An 18,267-nucleotide genomic window follows, 5' to 3' on the forward strand; every position below is an offset into this window, starting at 1 on the left:
TCAGCAAAGGTGATGCGGGTGTGGTGGACTGCAGTAGTAAACCGTGCAGCATCTTCACGGTTGTGTACCTGGACGAGCATGTAGCCCAGTTTCCGGATTGCTTTATGGGCTGGGTGAATCGGGTTGCGGCTGATATCAGCGAAAGTGTTGCGCTGGACGTGGACTAGGCAGCGCTGGATGGCAACGTCGGGCCATTTGATACGCAGTGCCTTGAGTGCTCCGCCTGACCCGTCGGTGGTGACGATGAGTGGTTGCGCGATTTTGTCGAGCAGTTTCAGGTACTCGTATGAGCTTTCACGCAGGCACCAGTGCCAGGCGATGACGTGTGTATTGGTGCAGGCTACAAGCAGGCATTTCTTGTGGAAGTAGGTGCCGTCGATAAAGACCTGGTCGTAAACCCGATAGGGGTCTGTAGCGGTTGGCACGGTGACAAACCACAGCAGCTTGAACCACCGGGTTAAAGTCCGCCTTGTTACCCCAAGGCGTGTGGCTAAATGGTCTGCGGATTCACCGGAGAGAATCCAGTCAATAAAGATTTTGAAGTGGCGTATCTCGCTGGTGTGTGCGCGGGTATTAATCGATGAAACGCTGCAGTTAGGACATAGCCAGCGTTGGGTTCCTGCCGCGGTTTTGCCGTTCTTAACCAGTCCGTGCCCGCACATGTCACATGACGGTCGATTCCTATTAGCCATAGGAATTGGCCTTACCGCACCAGCTGCAGTCCTCCTATCACAGACCTAGGACTATCTGGTGTTGATTTCACAGATCGGGCTGTTGGAATCGATCCAAAATCAAGATCACCGCATTATCCCAGGCTGCCCCGGGAATCCGTATCGGTTTATCCACACGAAATGTCCCTTAAGCCGATGGTCGGTGTAGATGCGGACTGCTCCGGCTGCTTTGAGTTGGGTGTGTTGGCGTTCGGGGTTTTGGTCGGTAGTGCTGACGCGGGCGTAGCCGATGATTTGGCCGGCAATGCCCGTGGAGTGTTCGGTTGGGTATACCTCAAAAGGCTGCCACTCGCCCCAATTCGATATCCACTCCCCTCTACGAATGTACGGATGCGTAACGGTGCTCCATGTACAAGTGGAACTAATGCTTACGAAAATGAATTAGGTCACAAAAGCGTGACCAGTGTTTATGTAGATGATGTTTATGCAGATGAATGATCATTGTTAGCAAATAGTTATTGACTACATTTTTCATTAGCCGTAGGTTTGAGGTAAGCCGGTGACGAGCCGGGCATCTTGGAAATCTGGAAAAGAGGTCATCATGTTAAAAAAGGGGCTGACGTGCGTGAGCGCCACGGCATTGTTTGCACTGAGTTCGACATTTTCAGTGCAGGCTTCCGCAGATGAGGTAAACAAATACGTTCCCGTAGAGGGGAGCGATGTGTCAGTGATTGGAGCTAACACCGATTCCAGTGGTGGCGAAACAGAGGCGCAACTGAAGGCGGGGGATAGCTTTCGCATTGAGGGGCCAGCCGGAACCAAAGTAAACCTGCTGGGCGATTCCAACTTCCTTGAAGTAGTAAAACCTGGCGGTGAAGTGGGGCTCTACGCAGTCGCACCAGCTGGCCTTGAATTTGAGGTCGAAGACACTGTGGTGACGGTCGTTGATCTTCCCTCCAACCAAGTTGCGGAGCGTGCAGCCGCCGAAAGTAATGATGAACCAATCAGGGCTGCTTTTGGACTGTCCCTAATCGACCGTGTGGACATTGTAAAACAGCCCGAAGGTACGCGATACAAGGTCTTTCCTACGGTCTTGGGAAGGGCAATGCGGTCACCAATCCCTGAAACTGCAGGTTGGAATGAAGCAAAATCCAAGGGGGTTGCGGATACTGGAAGCCTCCACAACCAGTTTGTGTGTCACCCGCTATCTCAAGTCGCCCGAGTTAAGCCTAGTTGGAACTTGGAGGATTGGCGCCCTGATGTTGGACTTCCTAGAACAATAGCCGAACGATGTAATCCGGGTGAGGGAGACGATTAACCACACAAACCCGCGCTAAAACAGCAAACATGTATTGAGGAGGATGGCATTGACGCGTAAACAGAAAAGCGCAGCCTACTGGTCGAGCGTTACTGTCGTTGTAGTGCTGTTCATCGCAACGCTTGTAATCAATTATCTAGCAGGACTAAGTGCTGATGAATCATACTTTGGAGCACATTGGTGGCATCGTCTGGCGTGGGTTACGCCACTGTTGTTCTTGGCTTCTTTGATTTGGGCCTGGTTCGAGCACAGGAAGGTGCATCGGTATCCGCATTGACCCATATTTAGTAGCGTCTGGAGAAAGATTGCTGCGGTCATGTTCTGTCCCGTTTGTGATTGCGTTTAGCTTATGGCGATGAATTTACGGTGCCCACCAACATAAGGTGGGCACCGTTTGTCTTAGTGTTCGCCTGGCCACTCGCGGAGATTGATCCGGTTGAGTGCGACGTTTTCTTTGCGATATTCGTCACCATAGATGCCTTGGCAGTGCCCTGGATAGAATCTCATGGAGAAGATCCTGACACAGTAGAGTCCGTTTGCCTGCTTGCCGATTCGGAGACATTCTTCTTCACTACCGTTGATTGGCCACACTGCTTCTGGCATGTCTTCGTCCCAGTTGGGAACGCAGTTCTCAGCGGTGCAGCCAGCGGCTTCAAGAATACTGTCGGCAATCTCGGTTTCGGTCGCTTCTCGCGTCCACGCAATCGCGTTCATGATCGTCCCCTTTGGGGGTCGAGGCTAGTAGCGCTCCTGACCGCGCTCACGGATCTTCTCGTAGAAGTCCGGCTTGGCAGAGCCATAGCGCGAGCGGGAGCGGCGCGAAGGCTGCGAGGTAGTTGCTGGCGTCGAAGGCGGGGCAGCAGGCTTCGTAGCATCAGGGTGCTTGTTGGAGGTCTCCTCGTGGTCAAGCTCTAAGGCCTCAGTGTCCGCAGTCGCATCGGGGGAGCCGGCGCCGGTGCCAATAGCTGCCGCAGTGGCCTCAGCCATCAGGGCCTCTTCCTCACGGGCGCGGCGGCGCTCCCGAATCTCGGACCACACGAAATACGCAAAGCCCAGTGGCGCCATCACGCCGAAGGCAATCCACTGGTAGCCATAGGACAAGTGGTTGCCGCGGTCTAACTTTGGAACCGGCAGCGCATGCAGCTCACCTGGCTGCTCGGGGGAGAGTTGGAGGTAGTCGTGGGCGAGGGGGACGTCGACAAGCTCTGCAATCTGCTCCGTATTGATGGAGTAGACCTGCGTGTAGCCCTGTTCCTCAATGGGGGCGGAGGTGTGCTCGCGCTCGTTGTAGCGCGCCATGCCCACGATGGTCACCCTCTCCGAGGGGGCCGGATCGATGTGGGGAACGGAATTGCCCTCATCCGTGGGTACCCAGCCGCGGTTGACCAGGAAAGTCTCGCCGGAGTCGGTCTCAAAGGGAACCAGCGACTGGAAGCCCGGAGCGGACTCCACCGGGCGCAGGCGCAAGAGCACCTCATCCTCCGGAAGGTAGTGGCCGGTCAGCTCCGCGCGTTCCCACTCCTTGCGCAGGGAGCCATCGGTGGAAAAGACCTCGGTGACCGGCTGGGGGTCGGAGTCATAGGCCTCCTCAATGAGGTGGTTGCGCTCCACAATCTGGTCGTCTTTATTCAGCTGCCACGGTGCGAGCACCGTGAAAGACAAATAGGAAAAGGCGACGATGAAGATGAGAAAGAGCACCCACCCAGGCTTGAGGAATGTCTTGAGCATGATGATCAGTCTAGTAGCCGCAAAAGATTATCTAGCCGTGGTTCGTCTTAATCCACTCGAGCAGACCTGGAACGGCGGCGTCGATCTCTTCGCGGGTACGGGCGAAGTCCTCCTCCGTGCCGTAGAACGGATCCTCCACGATGGCGTCCTCCGGAGAATTCGGGTCGAAACTGCGCATGAGGCGCACCTTGTCCTTCGGGATGCCGCGCTCGATAAGGGCATCGCGGTGGCCGGTATCCATGGCCACGAACAGGTCCGCGTCCATGTGCTCCGGACCCAGCTGGGCGGCCTGGTGGCCAGCGCCATCGTGCCCGCCGCGGCGCAGCTCAGCCACAGCGCGCTCATCAGCGCCCTGGCCCACGTGCCAGCCGCCGAGGCCGCAGGAGTCCACGCGGGCGAGGAGATCGAGCATGTCGGTCTCCATGGCATCACGGGTAATGACTTCCGCCATTGGTGAGCGGCAAATATTGCCCGTGCACACGAAGACGATGTGGAGCTGGTTGTCGTTCTCCGGAGGCGTCATGCAAAGGCTCCTTAAGCTAGAGGGGTGCGCTGACGAACGAAAGCTAGGATATAGCAGCGACGCGACTGACGTGAAACCTGAAGCCGTATAAGGAGCAAACGAGATGGCAGAACACACGACCGTCGGCGAGATCCGCCGCGTTATCCACGGGGCCTACCCGCCGCAGCTCGCTGAGTCGTGGGATGCAGTCGGCCTGGTGTGCGGTGACCCCGCGGACGAGGTGCGCACCGTGGCCTTCGCGTTGGACTGCACCCAGGAGGTGGCAGATAAGGCCGTGGAGCTCGGCGCGCAGATGCTCGTGGTGCATCACCCGCTGCTGCTTCGCGGGGTGACCTCGGTGGCGGCGGATACCCCGAAGGGCAAGGTCATTCACACTCTTATCCGCAACGGTGTGGCCCTCCTGGCAGCGCACACCAACGCGGATAAGGCGCGCCCGGGTGTCAACGACAAGCTGGCCGAACTCGTCGGCATCACGCCCGGCCGCCCCATCGTCCCTGTCGAGCCCTACGAGAACCTCGACGAGGCGCTGGGCCTGGGGCGCGTGGGCGAGCTTGAGCAACCCATGACGCTGCGGGAATTCACCCAGCGCGTGGCCGATGCCCTCCCAGAAACCGAATGGGGAGTGCGCGCGGCCGGTGATCCGGAGCGCGTGGTGAAGCGCGTGGCCGTCTCCAGTGGCTCGGGTGACTCCTTCCTGGACCAGGCAGCAGCGCTCGGCGTGGACGTCTACGTCACCTCCGATCTGCGCCACCACCCGGTAGATGAACATCTGCGCGCTGCGCATCTGGCCCATCCTGAAGGTCCAGCCGTGGTCGATACCGCTCACTGGGCCAGCGAGTTTCCCTGGACCACCCAGGCGCGCGATATTGTGGAGAACGCATTGCGCGTGAACACCGAGATCATCGATGTCCGCACCGACCCATGGACGATTTCTGCGCATAAGGAGAACTAAATGAAACTGTCACAGGATCTGCAGAGCATCTTGCTGGAGCTGGCGACCCTCGAGCGCTCCCAGGCGCACGGTGGAACCTCCACCATCCCGGAGCAAGAGGAATACGAGAAGGCGCAGGCCGCACACGCCAGGCTTATCGACGCCTCCGGCTCCGCCCAGCTCGCCGTCGATGACATGGAGATGGAGATCCTGCGCATCCAGGCCGACGAGCGCAAGCTGCGCCAGCGCGAGCGCGACGATAAGGCCCAGCTCGGCGCCGCGACCGACCCGGAGACCCGCAAGGACCTGGAACACGATCTCTATGCGGCTAAGTCCCGCATCGCGGATCTCATGAGCGAACTGCAGGAAGCCCACAACGAAATCCATGCTTTGCGCGCCAACCTGGATGTCCACGGCGCGAAGGTCTCCGATTCGGAGCGCAAGCTCGAAGTACTCAAGCGCGCGGCCGAGGCCGCCCAGGAGGCCGCGGCGAACCGGCCGGATCCGCAGGTGCGCATCGGCGAGCTGCGCGAGCAGCTGCCCGCGGATGTCTTGGAAGAGTACGAGACCGTGCGCGAAGAAAACGGTGTGGGTGCCGCTGCCTTCACCGGGCGCGGCTGCGGCGGGTGCTTCATCATTCTGCCGCCGGCCGAGCAGAACGCGGTGCGCAACGCTGCGGCCGACGAGGTCCCGCAGTGCTCTGATTGCGGCTCCTACCTGGTACGCCCGGCCTCATGAAGTTAGTCATCTTCGCTGACGGCGGCTCCCGCGGCAACCCCGGGATCGCCGGTTCTGGCACTGCAGTCTACAACGAGGACCGCTCGCAGCTGCTTAGGGAAATCGCCTACGTCGTGGGGCAGAAGTCCACTAATAACGTGGCCGAATACCACGGCCTGCTGCGCGGCCTCGAGGCCGCGGTGGAACTGGGCGCGGACGAGGTGGAGTTTTACATGGACTCCAAGCTCGTGGTGGAGCAGATGAACGGGCGCTGGAAGATCAAGCATCCGGACATGCAGAAGCTCGCCATCGAGGCGCGCCGCCTGCTCAACCAGATTCCGCGTTTTAGCCTCGAGTGGGTACCGCGCGCCAAGAACTCGGTGGCCGATGAGCTCTCCAACGTCGCTATGGACGCCGCCGCGAAGGGCGAGCCCGTGGGCATCCTCGATATGGGGGCCGGCGACGCCGCTGAAGCCGGCGCTGCGGTCGATGCGGCGGGCGGTGTAGAACCTGGCGGGGAGGCGGGGGAGGCGTCGTCAAGCGCGGCGTCATCGACCGCGGCCGACTGGCGCCCTGAGTGTGGCCCGGCCACACGCTTCATCCTGCTGCGCCACGGGCAGACAGCGATGTCCGCCGCCAAGCAATACTCCGGGCGCGCAAACCCCGAGCTCACCGAGCTGGGCAAGAAGCAGGCGCTCGCCGCCGCCCAAGCCCTAGCGGATACCCACATCGATGCCGTAGTGTGCTCGCCGCTGCGCCGCTGCCAGCAAACAGCCGCGGCCGTGGTGGAGGGCCGGGACCTGCGGGTGGAGACCGTTGAGGACCTCATCGAGGTGGACTTTGGGCGCTGGGAAGGCAAGACCTTTGCCGAGGCCGATGCCGCCGACCCCGAGCTCCACGCGCGTTGGCTGAAGGATACGTCCGTGGCCTGCCCGGGTGGGGAGTCCCTGCGCGCCGTGCACCGTCGTGTCAGCGCCGCCCGCCGCGAGCTGCAGCAGCGCTATGCGGGGCAAACCGTGCTCGTGGTCTCCCACGTCAACCCCATCAAGTCCTTCGTGCGCCAAGCGCTCGACTCTGGACCGCAGACCCCCAACCATCTGTTCCTGGAGCTGGCTTCGCTGAGCGAAGTTGAGTTCTTCGATGGCGGTAGCACCCTGCACCGATTTAACGATGTGGGGCATCTGGGCGCGCTGCGATAAACTAACAGGCGCGAATGAGCCGACCGGGTAAACGCGTTCCGTCGAACCGGCCCCTTTCTGGGGCTAGGCGCGGGCCGAGGAAAGTCCGGACTCCACAGAGCACGGTGGTTGCTAACAGCAACCCGGGGTGACCCGCGGGAAAGTGCAACAGAAAGTAGACCGCCGCGCCTTTCGCTTCGCTTCGGTGTGGCGATAGGCAAGCGGTAAGGGTGAAAGGGTGCGGTAAGAGCGCACCAGCACCGTCAGCGATGGCGGTGGCTGGGTAAACCCCACTGGGAGCAAGGCATCACGGCCCGCTGGAAAGCGGGCCCGATCAGGCGTTAGTAGGCTGCTCGTCGAAGCCTGAAGGTAGCTGCTTGAGCCAACTGGCAACGGTTGGCCTGGATGGATGTTTACCACCGCGCCTTGGTGCGCGGCACAGAATCCGGCTTATAGGTTGGCTCATTCGCGCCCATATCTTTATTTTTTGGAACAATGGGACGGCATGAAGCTGTATGCCGCGCCCCTGGACTTTCGCCCCATCGCCGAGGAATTCTCCGTTCCCACCGACTTCCCAGGAGAAGTCACCGCGCAGGCCGCGTCCGCGCAGGATCGTTACGCCGAGCAGCGCCGCGATGCCCGCGACATCCCGCTGGTGACTATTGATCCGGCCGGCTCCATGGACTTGGACCAGGCCGTCTTCATCGAAGCCCGCGATGGCGGCTACCGCGTGCTGTACGCCATTGCCGATGTTGGCGCTTTCATCGAACCGGGCTCCGAGCTGGAGACCGAATCCCTGACGCGCGGCCAGACCATCTACCTGCCCGATGAGCCGGCGCGGTTACACCCGGCGGAGCTCTCAGAGGATAGGGCCTCGCTGCTTGCCGACGTCGACCGCCCCGCCGTCCTCTGGACCTTCGACCTCGACACCGCGGGTGAGGTGGAGGACTTCTCGGTGGAGCGCGCACTCGTGCGCAGCCGCGCCCGGCTGGACTACGACCAGGCCCATGCGGACCTGGAGAATGGCACTTTGCATTCTTCTATCGCCCTGCTGCCGGAGGTGGGCAAGCTGCGCCAGGCTTCCTCGCTGCGCCGCGAGGCGATCAACCTGCGCCTTCCCTCGCAGCGCGTATCCGAGACGAATGATGCGGAGAAGGGGCACTACGAGCTGGTGATGGAGCCGCGCTATGAGGTGATGGACTATAACTCCGAAATCTCGTTGCTTACCGGAATGTGCGCGGGCCGATTGATGGAAGAACACGGAGTGGGGTTCCTGCGCACGCTCTCTGCAGCCACGCCGGAAGCTGAGGCAACGTTTCGCACCGAGGCTGAGGCTCTGGGCTTTGAGTTGGGGGAGAGCAGCATTTCGGAATTCCTCCATTCCGTGGACGCGGATTCACCGCGTGGCATGGCGGTGATGCGCGAGGCCCAGCGCCTTTTGCGCGGGGCGGACTACGTGTGGCTGGAGGACGGTGAGGCGGACGTGCATGCGGGAATCGGCGGATACTATGCGCACGTGACTGCCCCGCTGCGCCGCCTCATCGACCGATTTGCCACGGAGGTGTGCTTGGCGCTGAGCGGTGGCTATGAGGTGCCGGAGTGGGTACGCGAGCGCGCCGGGGATGTCATTTCCACGATGTGCTCGACCTCGCAGCTCGCCTCCCAAGTGGATAAGGCGTGTCTCAACCTGACAGAGGCTACGGTCTTGGCACCGTGGGTCGGCACCAATTTTGAAGCCGTGGTTGTCGACGGCGGAGAAAAGCGCGAGAAAGCGCGTCTCGTCGTGCTGGATCCGCCGGTGATTGGAGTGGCCGTGGGGCAACCGCCCACCGGCAGCGAGACTACCGTCTCGCTGGTTAAGGCCGATGTTGCCGAGCGCGATGTGCTCTTTGCGTGGCCGGCGGATTAATCCTCGGTAATGGCGGGGGCTCCGGCCGATAGGGGGACGACAAGCAGGCCGTCCTCGGCGAGGTCGGCCGCGAAGTTCGGGGCCTTGGTGCTTGGGACATAAGCAATAACCGCGGTCGACGTCCCGGCGTGGGCGGAGCGCGCGGCGACGGCGCCACGAGCGGTGGCCAGTTGTGCGAGTTTTTCCGCAGAGTTGAAGCCATAGACCGTGGCCAAGGCCGACTGCGATTGGGTCAGCAGCGGGAAGAGCTCGGTGCCGCGGCGTGAGCGCAAGGCGCGGGCAATTCTTTCGGCTCGCTCGGTTTCTTCCGAGTAGAAAGTCAGCCATGCTGTGGCTTGGTCGATGGTGGGCTGGTTTTCGGGGCCGTGCACCTTGTGGACGGCGGCGAGCCACTCGAGGACACGCTGGGGCGCATCCGGCAGGAGGCGCAGCGATGCAGTGCCGAAGGCGCGGCAGGCGGCGTCAATGAAACGCTCGCGGGCGCGGATCTCGGCAACAGCCTCAGCGGAATCGAAGTCACCGGGGACGGCGAGGGCAAAAGCAGCAATGTCCTTGTTGACCACGTGCGGTGCCTGGGTGACGGAACCGTCGGCGTAGTCGATGATGGTAATGGAGTCACCCGCGCCACGCAGTGCGGCGGAGTGGCGGGCGCGCAGCGCAGGGAAGCGGGCGAAGGTGCCGACGGCTTGGGAGCATACCTCTGCGATCCGGGCGCGAAGAGGAGCGTCGTGCAGATCGTCCGCGCCGCCGAGCAAGGCCAAAGCGGTCGCGATATCAATGGCTGCGGCGGCTCCGAGCCCAGCCGAATCTGGGATATCGTTGACCACTGTGATGTCGGCGCCGGCGGTCTCGCGGGTGAGGAGCTGGCGGTTGATCATGGTGTAGATGATGCCGCCGAGGCGCGCTGCGATGGCGCCCTCGGGCGCTGGGGGCTCGATGGGCTGGCCTTCGGAATCGACGCCGGGCTGCTGTTCCGCGGCGAGGGAGGAGACTTTCTCCAGCGAAATCTGGTCCTCAAGGGTCTCGCCGTTGGTGTGCTCGAGCCGAACGTTGACGATGCCATCGCTGCGAGGGCTTACAGCTACCGCTGCGCGGAGATCAGCCAGGCCCATGATGGTGATGCCGCCGTAGTGGTCGATGTGCTCGCCGATGAGTGCCCAGGTGGCTGGGGCACTGGCGACATGCGCCGGCTCGGCGCCGATGTTGTCGCTGTGCGCGGCGCGAACGCGGTCGACGGCCGGGGTCGAAGGGGCAGTCCACAGGGGCATCGGGAAGGTTCTCCTTTGCTGGTGGCGAGATCCTGCCTGTAAACGGGGCAGGAGGTAGGTGACCTATCTATTCTAACGGGCGTAGTCGATGGGCGGTCTGTAGTGTGGGGTGCACTGATCGAGCGCCTAAAAGAATGGAGAAAACAATGGCCGAGGCTGATAACAAGTGGTTCTACGACCCGTCCACCGGTGAGGTGACCCAGGGCAAGGTGTCTGGTTGGGAGAACCGCATGGGCCCCTATGATTCCCGCGAGGAAGCCGAGCGCGCCATCGAAATCGCGCAAGCCCGCACTGCTGCGGCTGATGCCGAGGACGCTGCTGAAGACGATTACTAAAGTCCTGCAGGACTCCTGCAGGACGCCCCATTGAGCGACGGTAGCTCAAAGCCAACGGCCCACCCCCTCGCGAGAAACGCGACGGAGTGGGCCGTTGAAAAGTTTGTTCCACCTGTCGGGCGCTGCAGCGCGCCCAGCGGGGAGGAATTAACGCAGCTTCTTGCGCAGCGGCTTGAACGCAGACTTGATGGCCTTGAAGCTCTCCGAGTAGGCGTTGAGCGCTTCCAAACCGATGGCGCGCTCACGCTGGTAGAGCAGACCATAGCCAAAGGTGTCCTCGCCTCGGCGGCGCGCGGTCTCTGCCAGTTCGAGCAGCTTGTCGCGAGAGGTCACCGAATCCTGGAAGTCTCCCAAGACTGACTGCATCTGTTTGCAAGCCTTGTAGAGGCTCTTCGTCTTCAACGAGGTTGCGGAACCAGCTGCCTCCGCCGCATAGCGCAGTTTCTTTGCTGCCTTGCGCATATCGTGGAAATACTCTTCACGTTCGTGCAGCGTCAGCTCGGTATTATCCCAGTTGGAGACTGCCTTCTTGTGGCGCTTGACCAGCTTGTCATAAGCCTGCTTGAGGTGCAGGGCCATCACCGTATCAAGATCGTGGGGCTCTTCGTCCTCATCAGGCTTGGCGTGCTTCGGCTCGTAGTCCTTCGCTGACTCCTGTTCTTCCTCTTTTTCTTCGGTGGGGGCAGCGGACGCCGAATCGTCGACCGCAGAGTCTTCCGCCTCGCCGCTGGCAGAGGTGCTGTCGGCGTCAGCGGGCGTGTCTTCACCAGCAACCGGCGGGTCGGAGAGGAAGGCATCCAATGCATCGAGCAGAGCCAAGTATTGATCGGAATCGAGCGCGGCGATGACTCGGCGATGCGCGCGGCGGTAGGCGCGGCCCATGTCGTGAGCAATGTGTTCGCGGGTGGCTTCATCAAGGACGTCGGAATCCTCGGACGCGAGGAGGTTCTGCCAACGTTCCTCCACGACCTCGGCGTCACGGGCGACGCCCAACATGGCCGCAAGTTCCTTCAGGTCTGACTCAATGCGCTCGATTTCGGGGCCCACCACAATGCCGTGGAAGGTCTGCAGGTGGCTGCGCAGTTCACGGGTAGCAACGCGCATTTGGTGAACCGAATCCCACTCATCGCGGCGAACCCGTGGATCATATTCGACGAGCTTGTCCCGGTTGGCTTTCAATGCGTCAACAACCGCTGCCGCGGGTGAGCCCGGTTCCACGTTGGACGTGGCAAGCGACGGGGGAAGCTCGACATTATTGACGGATTCACCCAATGCCGACTTCAACTTGGACGGCGAGGAAGAAATCCGAGCCCCAGAGCTAATCAGTAGGGAAGTGGCGTGCCGCAGTAGAGCGCTGCCTTCCTTGGATCCAGGGAGTTCCCCAGCGAGCTCGACTTCCCACTCACGCCAGGTGCTCTGGGAGCCACCCGGAAGGAAGGAGAAGGCGGTGACATGGTCATCACAGAACTCAGCGACCGGCTGGTCATCGGCGTTGACAAGGAGCAATTCGGTGCGGTTGTTGTCGACCTGCGCAATGGGCTCCAGCGGATGATTGCGGATCACTGAGCGAACCTGGTGGAGAAGCTCGGCGGGAACCTCGTACTTGCCATCAATTGGTTCGCCGAGTTCGGCACGAATTTCGGTGCGGCCTTCGGCACCGGGGATCTTGATGTGCCAACCGTCATCATTTCCACCGGTGCGACGGCGCAGCGTGATCTTGGCGTGGGTAAGGCGAAGGTCCTCCGTGTCGTAATAGATCGCCGACAATGATTGGTGGCGGGTTTCTGCTACTCGGGCAACCTCGTCGAGGTTGGTGAGATCGGGCGCCGGCGTGGCTTCATCCACGGCGAACTTGGCTTCGATTTCAAGGAACGTCTTCGGAGACATGTACACACCTTCGTCGGGGAGCGAAAATTTAAAGAGGAGGCACAAAACCTCTACACTTCCATCTAGTTTACCTAGTCATTAGAGCACTTGTGCCAGCCTTTGAGCCCGCCCTAACGAGTGAGTTGGGCACGTCCTGCCAGCCCTGAGGAATCACCACTTAAATGAGACCTTTCCGCAGCGGAGGCCCCGGCGGACACGCCTGCTCGGCTCCCCATAGCTAAAGATATGGTGCGGGCGTTGGGAAAGAGCTGATCTACTACCGCTTCTGCGCTACGCCGACGATCTTCCACCGTTGATAAAGAGTGGTGGGCAACGACTACTGCATCATGCCCAACCCCCGGATTGCGTGCTGTGGAAGCCGTCGCGTCTGTACTTTGTGGCCCCAGCGTGGTGTTTGCCTCATCTAAGAGCTGACCGATTCGGGTGGCATAAGACAAAATGAAGCTTCGGCGAAAAGCTGCAACATTGCCGTCTTGGCGTGCGCTTTTCGCGTGTTCTCCGTGGTGCATGTGCCACTCACACTGCCGAAGAAGTGAAGCGAAGAGGTCGGTGACATGGTGGACGTCCTCTTTAGCGCCGAAGACTGTGATGATCCCTTTGGGGTGAAGTTGCAGCACAGTGCATCCATTGCGATCCGCGATGACGCTAAGAAGTGTGGTCTTGTGCTTGATATAGGGAGCACTGATATGAAGGCGCGTGGAAACTACGGAGCTGGGCGAAGCGTCGAGAGCACCATCGATCCGGTGTCGTTGCCGCAGGCTTTGTGCCTTGGCAATGAGTGCACTGGCTTCTTCCTCGTAGGGAGTGGATTCGGCCTTCCGCAGAAGGTGGGAGATTTTGGTGCGGATTTTATCCTCCTTGCTGCCATGCGCTGACTGGGAGCTATTTCTCTCAGGCACGAGCACGTCAACGTCACGAAGTAAGGGAAGCAACATGGTTGCTTCGATGAGTCGCGTCAGTTCATCGGTGGACATGGTCATCGAAGCAGGCGGAGTGAGGCTCAACCACTCTTTGCGCAACGCAGTGGAACTAATCTGTGCGGGCACGTGGCCGGCGGCACGATAAATGAGTGGGTGGCAAAAGTTGCCCACGACGTGAAGAAGATCCTTAGGAGACCATCCTCGCTGGGCCGCTCGGATAATGAGGTCGAGTCCTTGCTTGCTCAGTGTTGCGTGGTTGGTGTTCATGGAAATCACATTCCTATCTTTGTTCGTACATCAGTTTGGATATGGGGCCATTCAAGCATGTGACAGCGACAAGGGTTCGGAAGGTCGAAAAAATTTGCCCCCGAGTTACTCTTGCCAACTGGGCCGATAGGTGACGCTGCGGGGGCAAAACAGCAAACGCCCAGCCGCGGCTTCGGTGCGCGGCGGTAGGGTTTAAAACATGAACAGCCAACACGAATTCGTCCTTCGTACAGTTGAAGAACGCGATATCCGCTTCATTCGCCTCTGGTTCACTGACATCCTGGGGGCGTTGAAATCTGTGGTGATGAGCCCCTCCGAATTGGAATCTGCCTTCGAGGAAGGTGTTGGCTTCGATGGCTCCTCGGTGGAGGGATTCTCCCGTATCTCAGAGGCCGATACTATCGCCATGCCGGATCCCTCAACGTTCCAGATCATGCCCTTCGATAAGGAAGAGCCAGAGCTGTTGTCAGCGCGCATGTTCTGCGACATTACCCAGCCCGATGGGCACCCTTCCCTGGTGGATCCACGCCACATCCTGCGCCGGCAGGTCACAGAGGCGGCCAATGAAGGGTTCACGTGTAAGGCCTCACCGGAGATCGAGTTTTATCTCCTTGAGGATGCGCGTGATATCAACAACCTCATTGCCACCGACAACGGCGGTTACTTCGACCAAGCCACCCACGATAACGCCCCGAGTTTTCGCCGCCGGTCGATGTATGCACTGGAATCCATGGGCATCGCTACGGAATTCAGCCACCATGAAACCTCACCCGGGCAGCAGGAGATCGACTTGCGTCATGCTGATGTGCTGTCCATGGCAGACCACATCATGACGTTCCGCTACCTCATCAAGGAGGTGGCTTCCCAGCAAGGCGTGCATGCCACATTCATGCCCAAGCCTTTCGAAGACCGCTCGGGATCGGGAATGCACACCCACCTCAGCCTGTTTGAAGGCGATTCCAACGCCTTCCACGACCCCGACGATGAGATTTCCCTCTCCAGTACGGGACGGCAGTTCATCGCCGGCATTCTTGAGCATGCAGTGGAAATGACGGCGATCACCAACCAGTGGACCAACTCTTACAAGCGCCTGATGTTTGGCAGCGAAGCCCCGGGGTCGGTGACCTGGGGCGTGTCCAACCGCTCGGCCCTCGTCCGAGTACCGACCTACCGCCTGTCCAAGGAAATGTCGCGGCGGGTGGAGATCCGCTCTCTAGACTCAGCGATGAACCCCTACCTGGGATATGCGGTTCTCCTGGCCGCCGGATTGCGCGGTATCAGGGAAGGCTACGAGCTCGGTGATCCGGCCGAGGACAATGTCCATCAGTTGACCCGCCGTGAGCGCCGGGCGATGGGGTACAAGGACCTGCCCAGCAGCTTGGACCAAGCACTCCGAGAGTTTGAACGCTCCGAATTCATGGCAGAGGTCCTTGGCGAGCACGTCTTTGAATACTTCCTGCGCGCAAAGTGGGACGAGTGGCATGAGTACCAGCAACAGATCACCGCATTCGAATTGCGCAACAACCTGAACTTCTAGGAGAAGCATGCGTCCTGTGTCAGTACCGTCCCCGGCGACTCTCGGCCTTACCCGGCCAACTGCTGCGGAGGATCTTTCCCGTCTCGAGTGGGATAGTCCGGAATCCCTGGAGCTGCTGTGGACACTGGCCGGAACCGGTGATCCCGACATGGCCCTCAACACGTTGATGAGGATCTTTGAGGGAGCGCCTGAGATTGGGCCGGCGATGCGTGAAGACGAAACCCTTCGAGTTCGGCTGCTCGCCCTATTGGGCGGATCCTCGGCGTTCGGTGATCACCTCGCCGCCCACCCGGAGACCTGGCAAGAACTGCAACGCCCGTTGCCTACCCCAACGGAAATGCTGAACACACTATTGGACGAGGTGGGGGCGGAACCGGCGACGTACGCAGAGCAACCAGACCGCCCAGACACGGCGAACCCCGAGCTGACATCGCCCGGCACCTACCGCGCATCCCCTGGTGACCACAAAGCATCGCTCAAGGTGGCATACCGGACGCTGATGATGCGCATCGCGGCCCATGACCTCGCCGGTACATTCCACTCCCGCAAGGGGCAGTCGCGGCCGCAACCACGAGTAGGGTTTCGTGAAGTCACCAGGCTGACGACGGCTCTCGCAGATGCCGCCTTGACGGCCGCACTCGCGGGTGCGGTCCGTGTGGTCTATGGCGACGAGCCCCTCGATGCACAGCTGGCGGTTATTGCGATGGGCAAGTGTGGCGCGGGGGAGTTGAACTATATCTCCGATGTGGACGTTATCTTCGTGGGCTCGGAGGCGACGCCGAAGGTTACGCGCCTAGCATCGGAGTTCAATCGAATCGGCTCGGCCTGCTTCTTCGAGGTCGACGCCAACCTGCGTCCGGAAGGAAAATCCGGCGCTCTCGTCCGAACTCTGGATTCGCACGTGGCCTACTACAAGCGGTGGGCGGAGACCTGGGAGTTTCAGGCACAACTGAAGGCGCGACCGCAGACCGGCTACCTACCCCTAGGCAAGGATTATGTGAGCCAGATCGGGCCCATGGTGTGGACTGCCTCGCAACGGGAGTCCTTTGTTGAAGACGTACAGGCTATGCGCCGCCGCGTGCTCGAGAACGTCCCGGAAGAGATGCGCCTTCGCGAGCTCAAACTGGGGGAGGGCGGTCTGCGCGATGTAGAGTTCGCAGTCCAATTGCTCCAGTTGGTGCACGGTCGCTCGGATGAATCGTTGCGCACGCTCGCGACGGTCGATGCGCTCGCCGCACTCGTGCGCGCCGGGTACGTAGGGCGCGAGGATGGCACCCAGCTCATTGAGGCCTACGAGTTTCTTCGTCTTCTGGAGCACCGCCTCCAATTGGAGCGTTTCCGCCGAACACATACGTTGCCGGCGAAGGATGACAACACGGCGCTCGAGTGGCTGGCCATCAACTCGGGTTTCCACCCGCAGGGCCACCAGTCGGCGGCGGATCGGATGAACATCCATCTCCGGAAGATTCGCCTGCTTATCTCTGAGCTCCACTCGCGCTTGTTCTATCGCCCGCTGCTCAATTCCGTGGCATCGATGTCGGCGGACGAGCTCAAGCTGTCGCGCGAGGCAGCCCTACTGCAGCTGGCAGCGCTGGGCTATCGCCATCCGGACAGAGCCTTCGAGCATCTGACTTCTTTGGCCGCGGGCCAGTCGCGCAAGGCTCGCATCCAGGCCATTTTGCTGCCCACGTTGATGGAGTGGCTCTCGAACACCGCGGATCCAGACATGGGCTTGTTGAACTACCGCAAGCTTTCGGAAGCAGCCTACGACCGTACCTGGTTCCTGCGCATGCTTCGCGACGAAGGCGTCGTCGGCCAGCGCCTCATGAAAATCCTGGGCACCTCGCCGTTTACGTCGGAGCTCATCATTCGGGCGCCAGACGTCGTCAAGCAGCTCTCCGACGGCGCGGCGGGGCCCAAGCTTCTGGAAACCAAACCCGAGCAAGTGTCCTCTGCTTTGGTCAATTCCACCAAGCGTCATGCGGATCCGGACAAGGCCGTCTCGGTCGCGCGGTCTCTTCGCCGCGCGGAGTTGGCACGAATTGCCGCAGCGGATCTTCTGGGATTCCTGCCGGTTCAGCAAGTCTGTTACGAGCTGTCCACCATCTGGAATGCGGTGTTGGAGGCAGCGCTCCGCGCCGAGGTCAGGGCATGGCGGCTGGAGAACGACAATGACGAACCACCGGCTCGCATCGCCGTGATCGGCATGGGGCGGCTCGGTGGCATGGAGCTGGGTTTCGGTTCGGATGCCGATGTCATCGTGGTAGCGGAGCCAGTTGCAGGCAACCCCGAAGAGGAGGCGCTGCCCTGGGCCATCGGCATCATTGAGAAGCTGCGCCGCCGTCTGGCAAAACCGTCCGGAGATCCGCCCTTGGACGTTGACCTAGGTTTGCGGCCAGAGGGACGCTCGGGAGCGGTCGCGCGCTCCATTGAGTCCTATGAGCGTTACTACTCACAGTGGGGCGAGCCGTGGGAGATGCAAGCGCTGCTCCGCGCTGCCTTTGTGGCGGGTGATGAGGACGTTGGCCAGCGTTTCCTCACCATGGTGGATGCTTTCCGTTACCCGCCGAAGGGCGTGAGCGAGAAGACCATTCGTGACATTCGTCGCATGAAGGCGCGCGTTGACAATGAGCGCCTACCGCGCGGCGCGGACCGCAATACCCATACCAAGCTGGGGCGCGGTGGGTTGACGGATATCGAATGGACCGTCCAACTGCTCCAAATGATGCATGCCCACGAGGTACCGGCGCTGCATGAGCCGTCCACGCTGCGCGTCCTCGATGCCCTCGAAGACAATGAAGTCATACCCGTGCACCAGGTACAGGAGCTGCGGGAGGCCTGGCTCTTGGCCACCGATGCCCGAAACGCTTTGGTATTGGTTCGCGGCAAGCGCGTGGACCAGCTGCCGGCACCGGGGCCGCAGCTGGCGCAGGTGGCTGGCGCTGCAGGGTGGGATCCCGAACATAACCAGGATTTTCTCGACCATTACCTCAAGATCACCCGCCACGCCCGCAAGGTGGTCGACGAGGTGTTCTGGGGGGAGGCGGAATCCTTCGAGCACGACTAAAAGCAGCTGTC

General features: G+C 60.8%; 16 protein-coding genes and 1 other RNA gene. 9 read left to right on the forward strand and 8 right to left on the reverse strand.

Annotated elements, in window-relative coordinates:
- The coding region (locus tag HMPREF2932_RS12750) for an IS1/IS1595 family N-terminal zinc-binding domain-containing protein (protein ID WP_210397804.1) at positions 1-692 on the reverse strand (692 nt) is incomplete at its 3' end.
- Between the two features lie 105 nt (positions 693-797).
- A complete protein-coding gene (locus HMPREF2932_RS14065; RefSeq protein ID WP_371326345.1) occupies positions 798-1,109 on the reverse strand; it encodes a recombinase family protein in 312 nt (103 codons plus the stop codon).
- A 187-nt stretch (positions 1,110-1,296) separates the two neighbouring features.
- Between HMPREF2932_RS14065 and HMPREF2932_RS12755 the strand changes: the two genes are divergently transcribed.
- On the forward strand, positions 1,297-1,989 hold the full coding sequence (locus HMPREF2932_RS12755) for a DUF2599 domain-containing protein (protein WP_158013216.1): 693 nt from the start codon (positions 1,297-1,299) through the stop codon (positions 1,987-1,989).
- 399 nt (positions 1,990-2,388) lie between these two features.
- Here the strand turns inward: HMPREF2932_RS12755 and HMPREF2932_RS12760 are convergent, their stop codons facing one another.
- The 3 genes from HMPREF2932_RS12760 to HMPREF2932_RS12770 are packed head-to-tail and all read right to left on the reverse strand — an operon-like array spanning position 2,389 to position 4,240.
- Positions 2,389-2,703, reverse strand: coding sequence for a hypothetical protein (locus HMPREF2932_RS12760; RefSeq protein ID WP_071410309.1), 315 nt, complete (start codon positions 2,701-2,703; stop codon positions 2,389-2,391).
- 24 nt (positions 2,704-2,727) lie between these two features.
- Complete coding sequence (locus HMPREF2932_RS12765; RefSeq protein ID WP_071410310.1) at positions 2,728-3,717, reverse strand: SURF1 family cytochrome oxidase biogenesis protein; 990 nt, start codon at positions 3,715-3,717, stop codon at positions 2,728-2,730.
- Positions 3,718-3,748: 31 nt separating this feature from the next.
- The gene (locus HMPREF2932_RS12770) at positions 3,749-4,240 is read right to left on the reverse strand and encodes a low molecular weight protein-tyrosine-phosphatase (protein ID WP_070545512.1); all 492 of its coding nucleotides are present in this window, start codon (positions 4,238-4,240) and stop codon (positions 3,749-3,751) included.
- 103 nt (positions 4,241-4,343) lie between these two features.
- On the opposite strand from HMPREF2932_RS12770, the gene HMPREF2932_RS12775 reads away from it, so the two are divergent.
- The 5 genes from HMPREF2932_RS12775 to HMPREF2932_RS12795 all read left to right on the forward strand — a co-directional run bounded on the left by HMPREF2932_RS12775 (position 4,344) and on the right by HMPREF2932_RS12795 (position 8,975).
- Positions 4,344-5,192: a Nif3-like dinuclear metal center hexameric protein gene (locus HMPREF2932_RS12775; RefSeq protein WP_049156857.1), complete on the forward strand. Its 849-nt coding sequence runs from the start codon at positions 4,344-4,346 to the stop codon at positions 5,190-5,192.
- Positions 5,193-5,909 carry a zinc ribbon domain-containing protein gene (locus HMPREF2932_RS12780; RefSeq protein WP_070821435.1) on the forward strand — a complete coding sequence of 239 codons (717 nt, stop codon included), beginning with the start codon at positions 5,193-5,195 and terminating at the stop codon, positions 5,907-5,909.
- Entirely contained in the window at positions 5,906-7,087 is a 1,182-nt protein-coding gene (locus HMPREF2932_RS12785) for a bifunctional RNase H/acid phosphatase (RefSeq protein WP_071410311.1), read from the forward strand. The genes HMPREF2932_RS12780 and HMPREF2932_RS12785 overlap by 4 nt, the downstream gene beginning before the upstream one ends.
- Before the next feature lie 15 nt (positions 7,088-7,102).
- Positions 7,103-7,535, forward strand: an RNA gene (rnpB, locus tag HMPREF2932_RS12790) — RNase P RNA component class A.
- A 36-nt stretch (positions 7,536-7,571) separates the two neighbouring features.
- A complete protein-coding gene (locus HMPREF2932_RS12795; RefSeq protein WP_046647734.1) occupies positions 7,572-8,975 on the forward strand; it encodes an RNB domain-containing ribonuclease in 1,404 nt (467 codons plus the stop codon).
- Here the strand turns inward: HMPREF2932_RS12795 and HMPREF2932_RS12800 are convergent.
- Complete coding sequence (locus HMPREF2932_RS12800; protein ID WP_070753963.1) at positions 8,972-10,243, reverse strand: galactokinase family protein; 1,272 nt, start codon at positions 10,241-10,243, stop codon at positions 8,972-8,974. The two genes, HMPREF2932_RS12795 and HMPREF2932_RS12800, sit on opposite strands and share 4 nt — an antisense overlap.
- Before the next feature lie 146 nt (positions 10,244-10,389).
- Between HMPREF2932_RS12800 and HMPREF2932_RS12805 the strand changes: the two genes are divergently transcribed.
- On the forward strand, positions 10,390-10,578 hold the full coding sequence (locus tag HMPREF2932_RS12805) for a hypothetical protein (protein ID WP_046647736.1): 189 nt from the start codon (positions 10,390-10,392) through the stop codon (positions 10,576-10,578).
- Between the two features lie 147 nt (positions 10,579-10,725).
- On the opposite strand, the gene HMPREF2932_RS12810 is transcribed toward HMPREF2932_RS12805, so the two are convergent.
- Positions 10,726-12,465 carry a CYTH and CHAD domain-containing protein gene (locus HMPREF2932_RS12810; RefSeq protein WP_071410312.1) on the reverse strand — a complete coding sequence of 580 codons (1,740 nt, stop codon included), beginning with the start codon at positions 12,463-12,465 and terminating at the stop codon, positions 10,726-10,728.
- A 110-nt stretch (positions 12,466-12,575) separates the two neighbouring features.
- A complete protein-coding gene (locus HMPREF2932_RS13330; RefSeq protein ID WP_084739052.1) occupies positions 12,576-13,652 on the reverse strand; it encodes a DUF2786 domain-containing protein in 1,077 nt (358 codons plus the stop codon).
- A 199-nt stretch (positions 13,653-13,851) separates the two neighbouring features.
- Here HMPREF2932_RS13330 and HMPREF2932_RS12820 point away from each other — a divergent pair, with 199 nt between their 5' ends.
- Positions 13,852-15,189: a glutamine synthetase family protein gene (locus tag HMPREF2932_RS12820; RefSeq protein ID WP_046647739.1), complete on the forward strand. Its 1,338-nt coding sequence runs from the start codon at positions 13,852-13,854 to the stop codon at positions 15,187-15,189.
- Positions 15,190-15,196: 7 nt separating this feature from the next.
- Positions 15,197-18,256 (forward strand): bifunctional [glutamine synthetase] adenylyltransferase/[glutamine synthetase]-adenylyl-L-tyrosine phosphorylase, encoded by a 3,060-nt coding sequence (locus HMPREF2932_RS12825; protein WP_071410313.1) that lies wholly within the window; start codon positions 15,197-15,199, stop codon positions 18,254-18,256.
- Positions 18,257-18,267: the final 11 nt, after the last annotated feature.

The organism is Corynebacterium sp. HMSC074H12 (assembly GCF_001813755.1).
Lineage (GTDB): Bacteria > Actinomycetota > Actinomycetes > Mycobacteriales > Mycobacteriaceae > Corynebacterium > Corynebacterium hiratae.

Excerpts from the sequence above, each read along its gene's own strand:
- HMPREF2932_RS12820 (WP_046647739.1), top strand. The coding sequence starts at position 13,852 with ATGAACAGCCAACACGAATTCGTCCTTCGTACAGTTGAAGAACGCGAT.
- HMPREF2932_RS12780 (WP_070821435.1), top strand. The coding sequence starts at position 5,193 with ATGAAACTGTCACAGGATCTGCAGAGCATCTTGCTGGAGCTGGCGACC.
- HMPREF2932_RS12825 (WP_071410313.1), top strand. The coding sequence starts at position 15,197 with ATGCGTCCTGTGTCAGTACCGTCCCCGGCGACTCTCGGCCTTACCCGG.
- HMPREF2932_RS12770 (WP_070545512.1), bottom strand. The coding sequence starts at position 4,240 with ATGACGCCTCCGGAGAACGACAACCAGCTCCACATCGTCTTCGTGTGC.
- HMPREF2932_RS12795 (WP_046647734.1), top strand. The coding sequence starts at position 7,572 with ATGAAGCTGTATGCCGCGCCCCTGGACTTTCGCCCCATCGCCGAGGAA.
- HMPREF2932_RS13330 (WP_084739052.1), bottom strand. The coding sequence starts at position 13,652 with ATGAACACCAACCACGCAACACTGAGCAAGCAAGGACTCGACCTCATT.
- HMPREF2932_RS12785 (WP_071410311.1), top strand. The coding sequence starts at position 5,906 with ATGAAGTTAGTCATCTTCGCTGACGGCGGCTCCCGCGGCAACCCCGGG.
- HMPREF2932_RS12810 (WP_071410312.1), bottom strand. The coding sequence starts at position 12,465 with ATGTCTCCGAAGACGTTCCTTGAAATCGAAGCCAAGTTCGCCGTGGAT.
- HMPREF2932_RS12760 (WP_071410309.1), bottom strand. The coding sequence starts at position 2,703 with ATGAACGCGATTGCGTGGACGCGAGAAGCGACCGAAACCGAGATTGCC.
- HMPREF2932_RS12765 (WP_071410310.1), bottom strand. The coding sequence starts at position 3,717 with ATGCTCAAGACATTCCTCAAGCCTGGGTGGGTGCTCTTTCTCATCTTC.
- HMPREF2932_RS12775 (WP_049156857.1), top strand. The coding sequence starts at position 4,344 with ATGGCAGAACACACGACCGTCGGCGAGATCCGCCGCGTTATCCACGGG.
- HMPREF2932_RS12800 (WP_070753963.1), bottom strand. The coding sequence starts at position 10,243 with ATGCCCCTGTGGACTGCCCCTTCGACCCCGGCCGTCGACCGCGTTCGC.
- HMPREF2932_RS12805 (WP_046647736.1), top strand. The coding sequence starts at position 10,390 with ATGGCCGAGGCTGATAACAAGTGGTTCTACGACCCGTCCACCGGTGAG.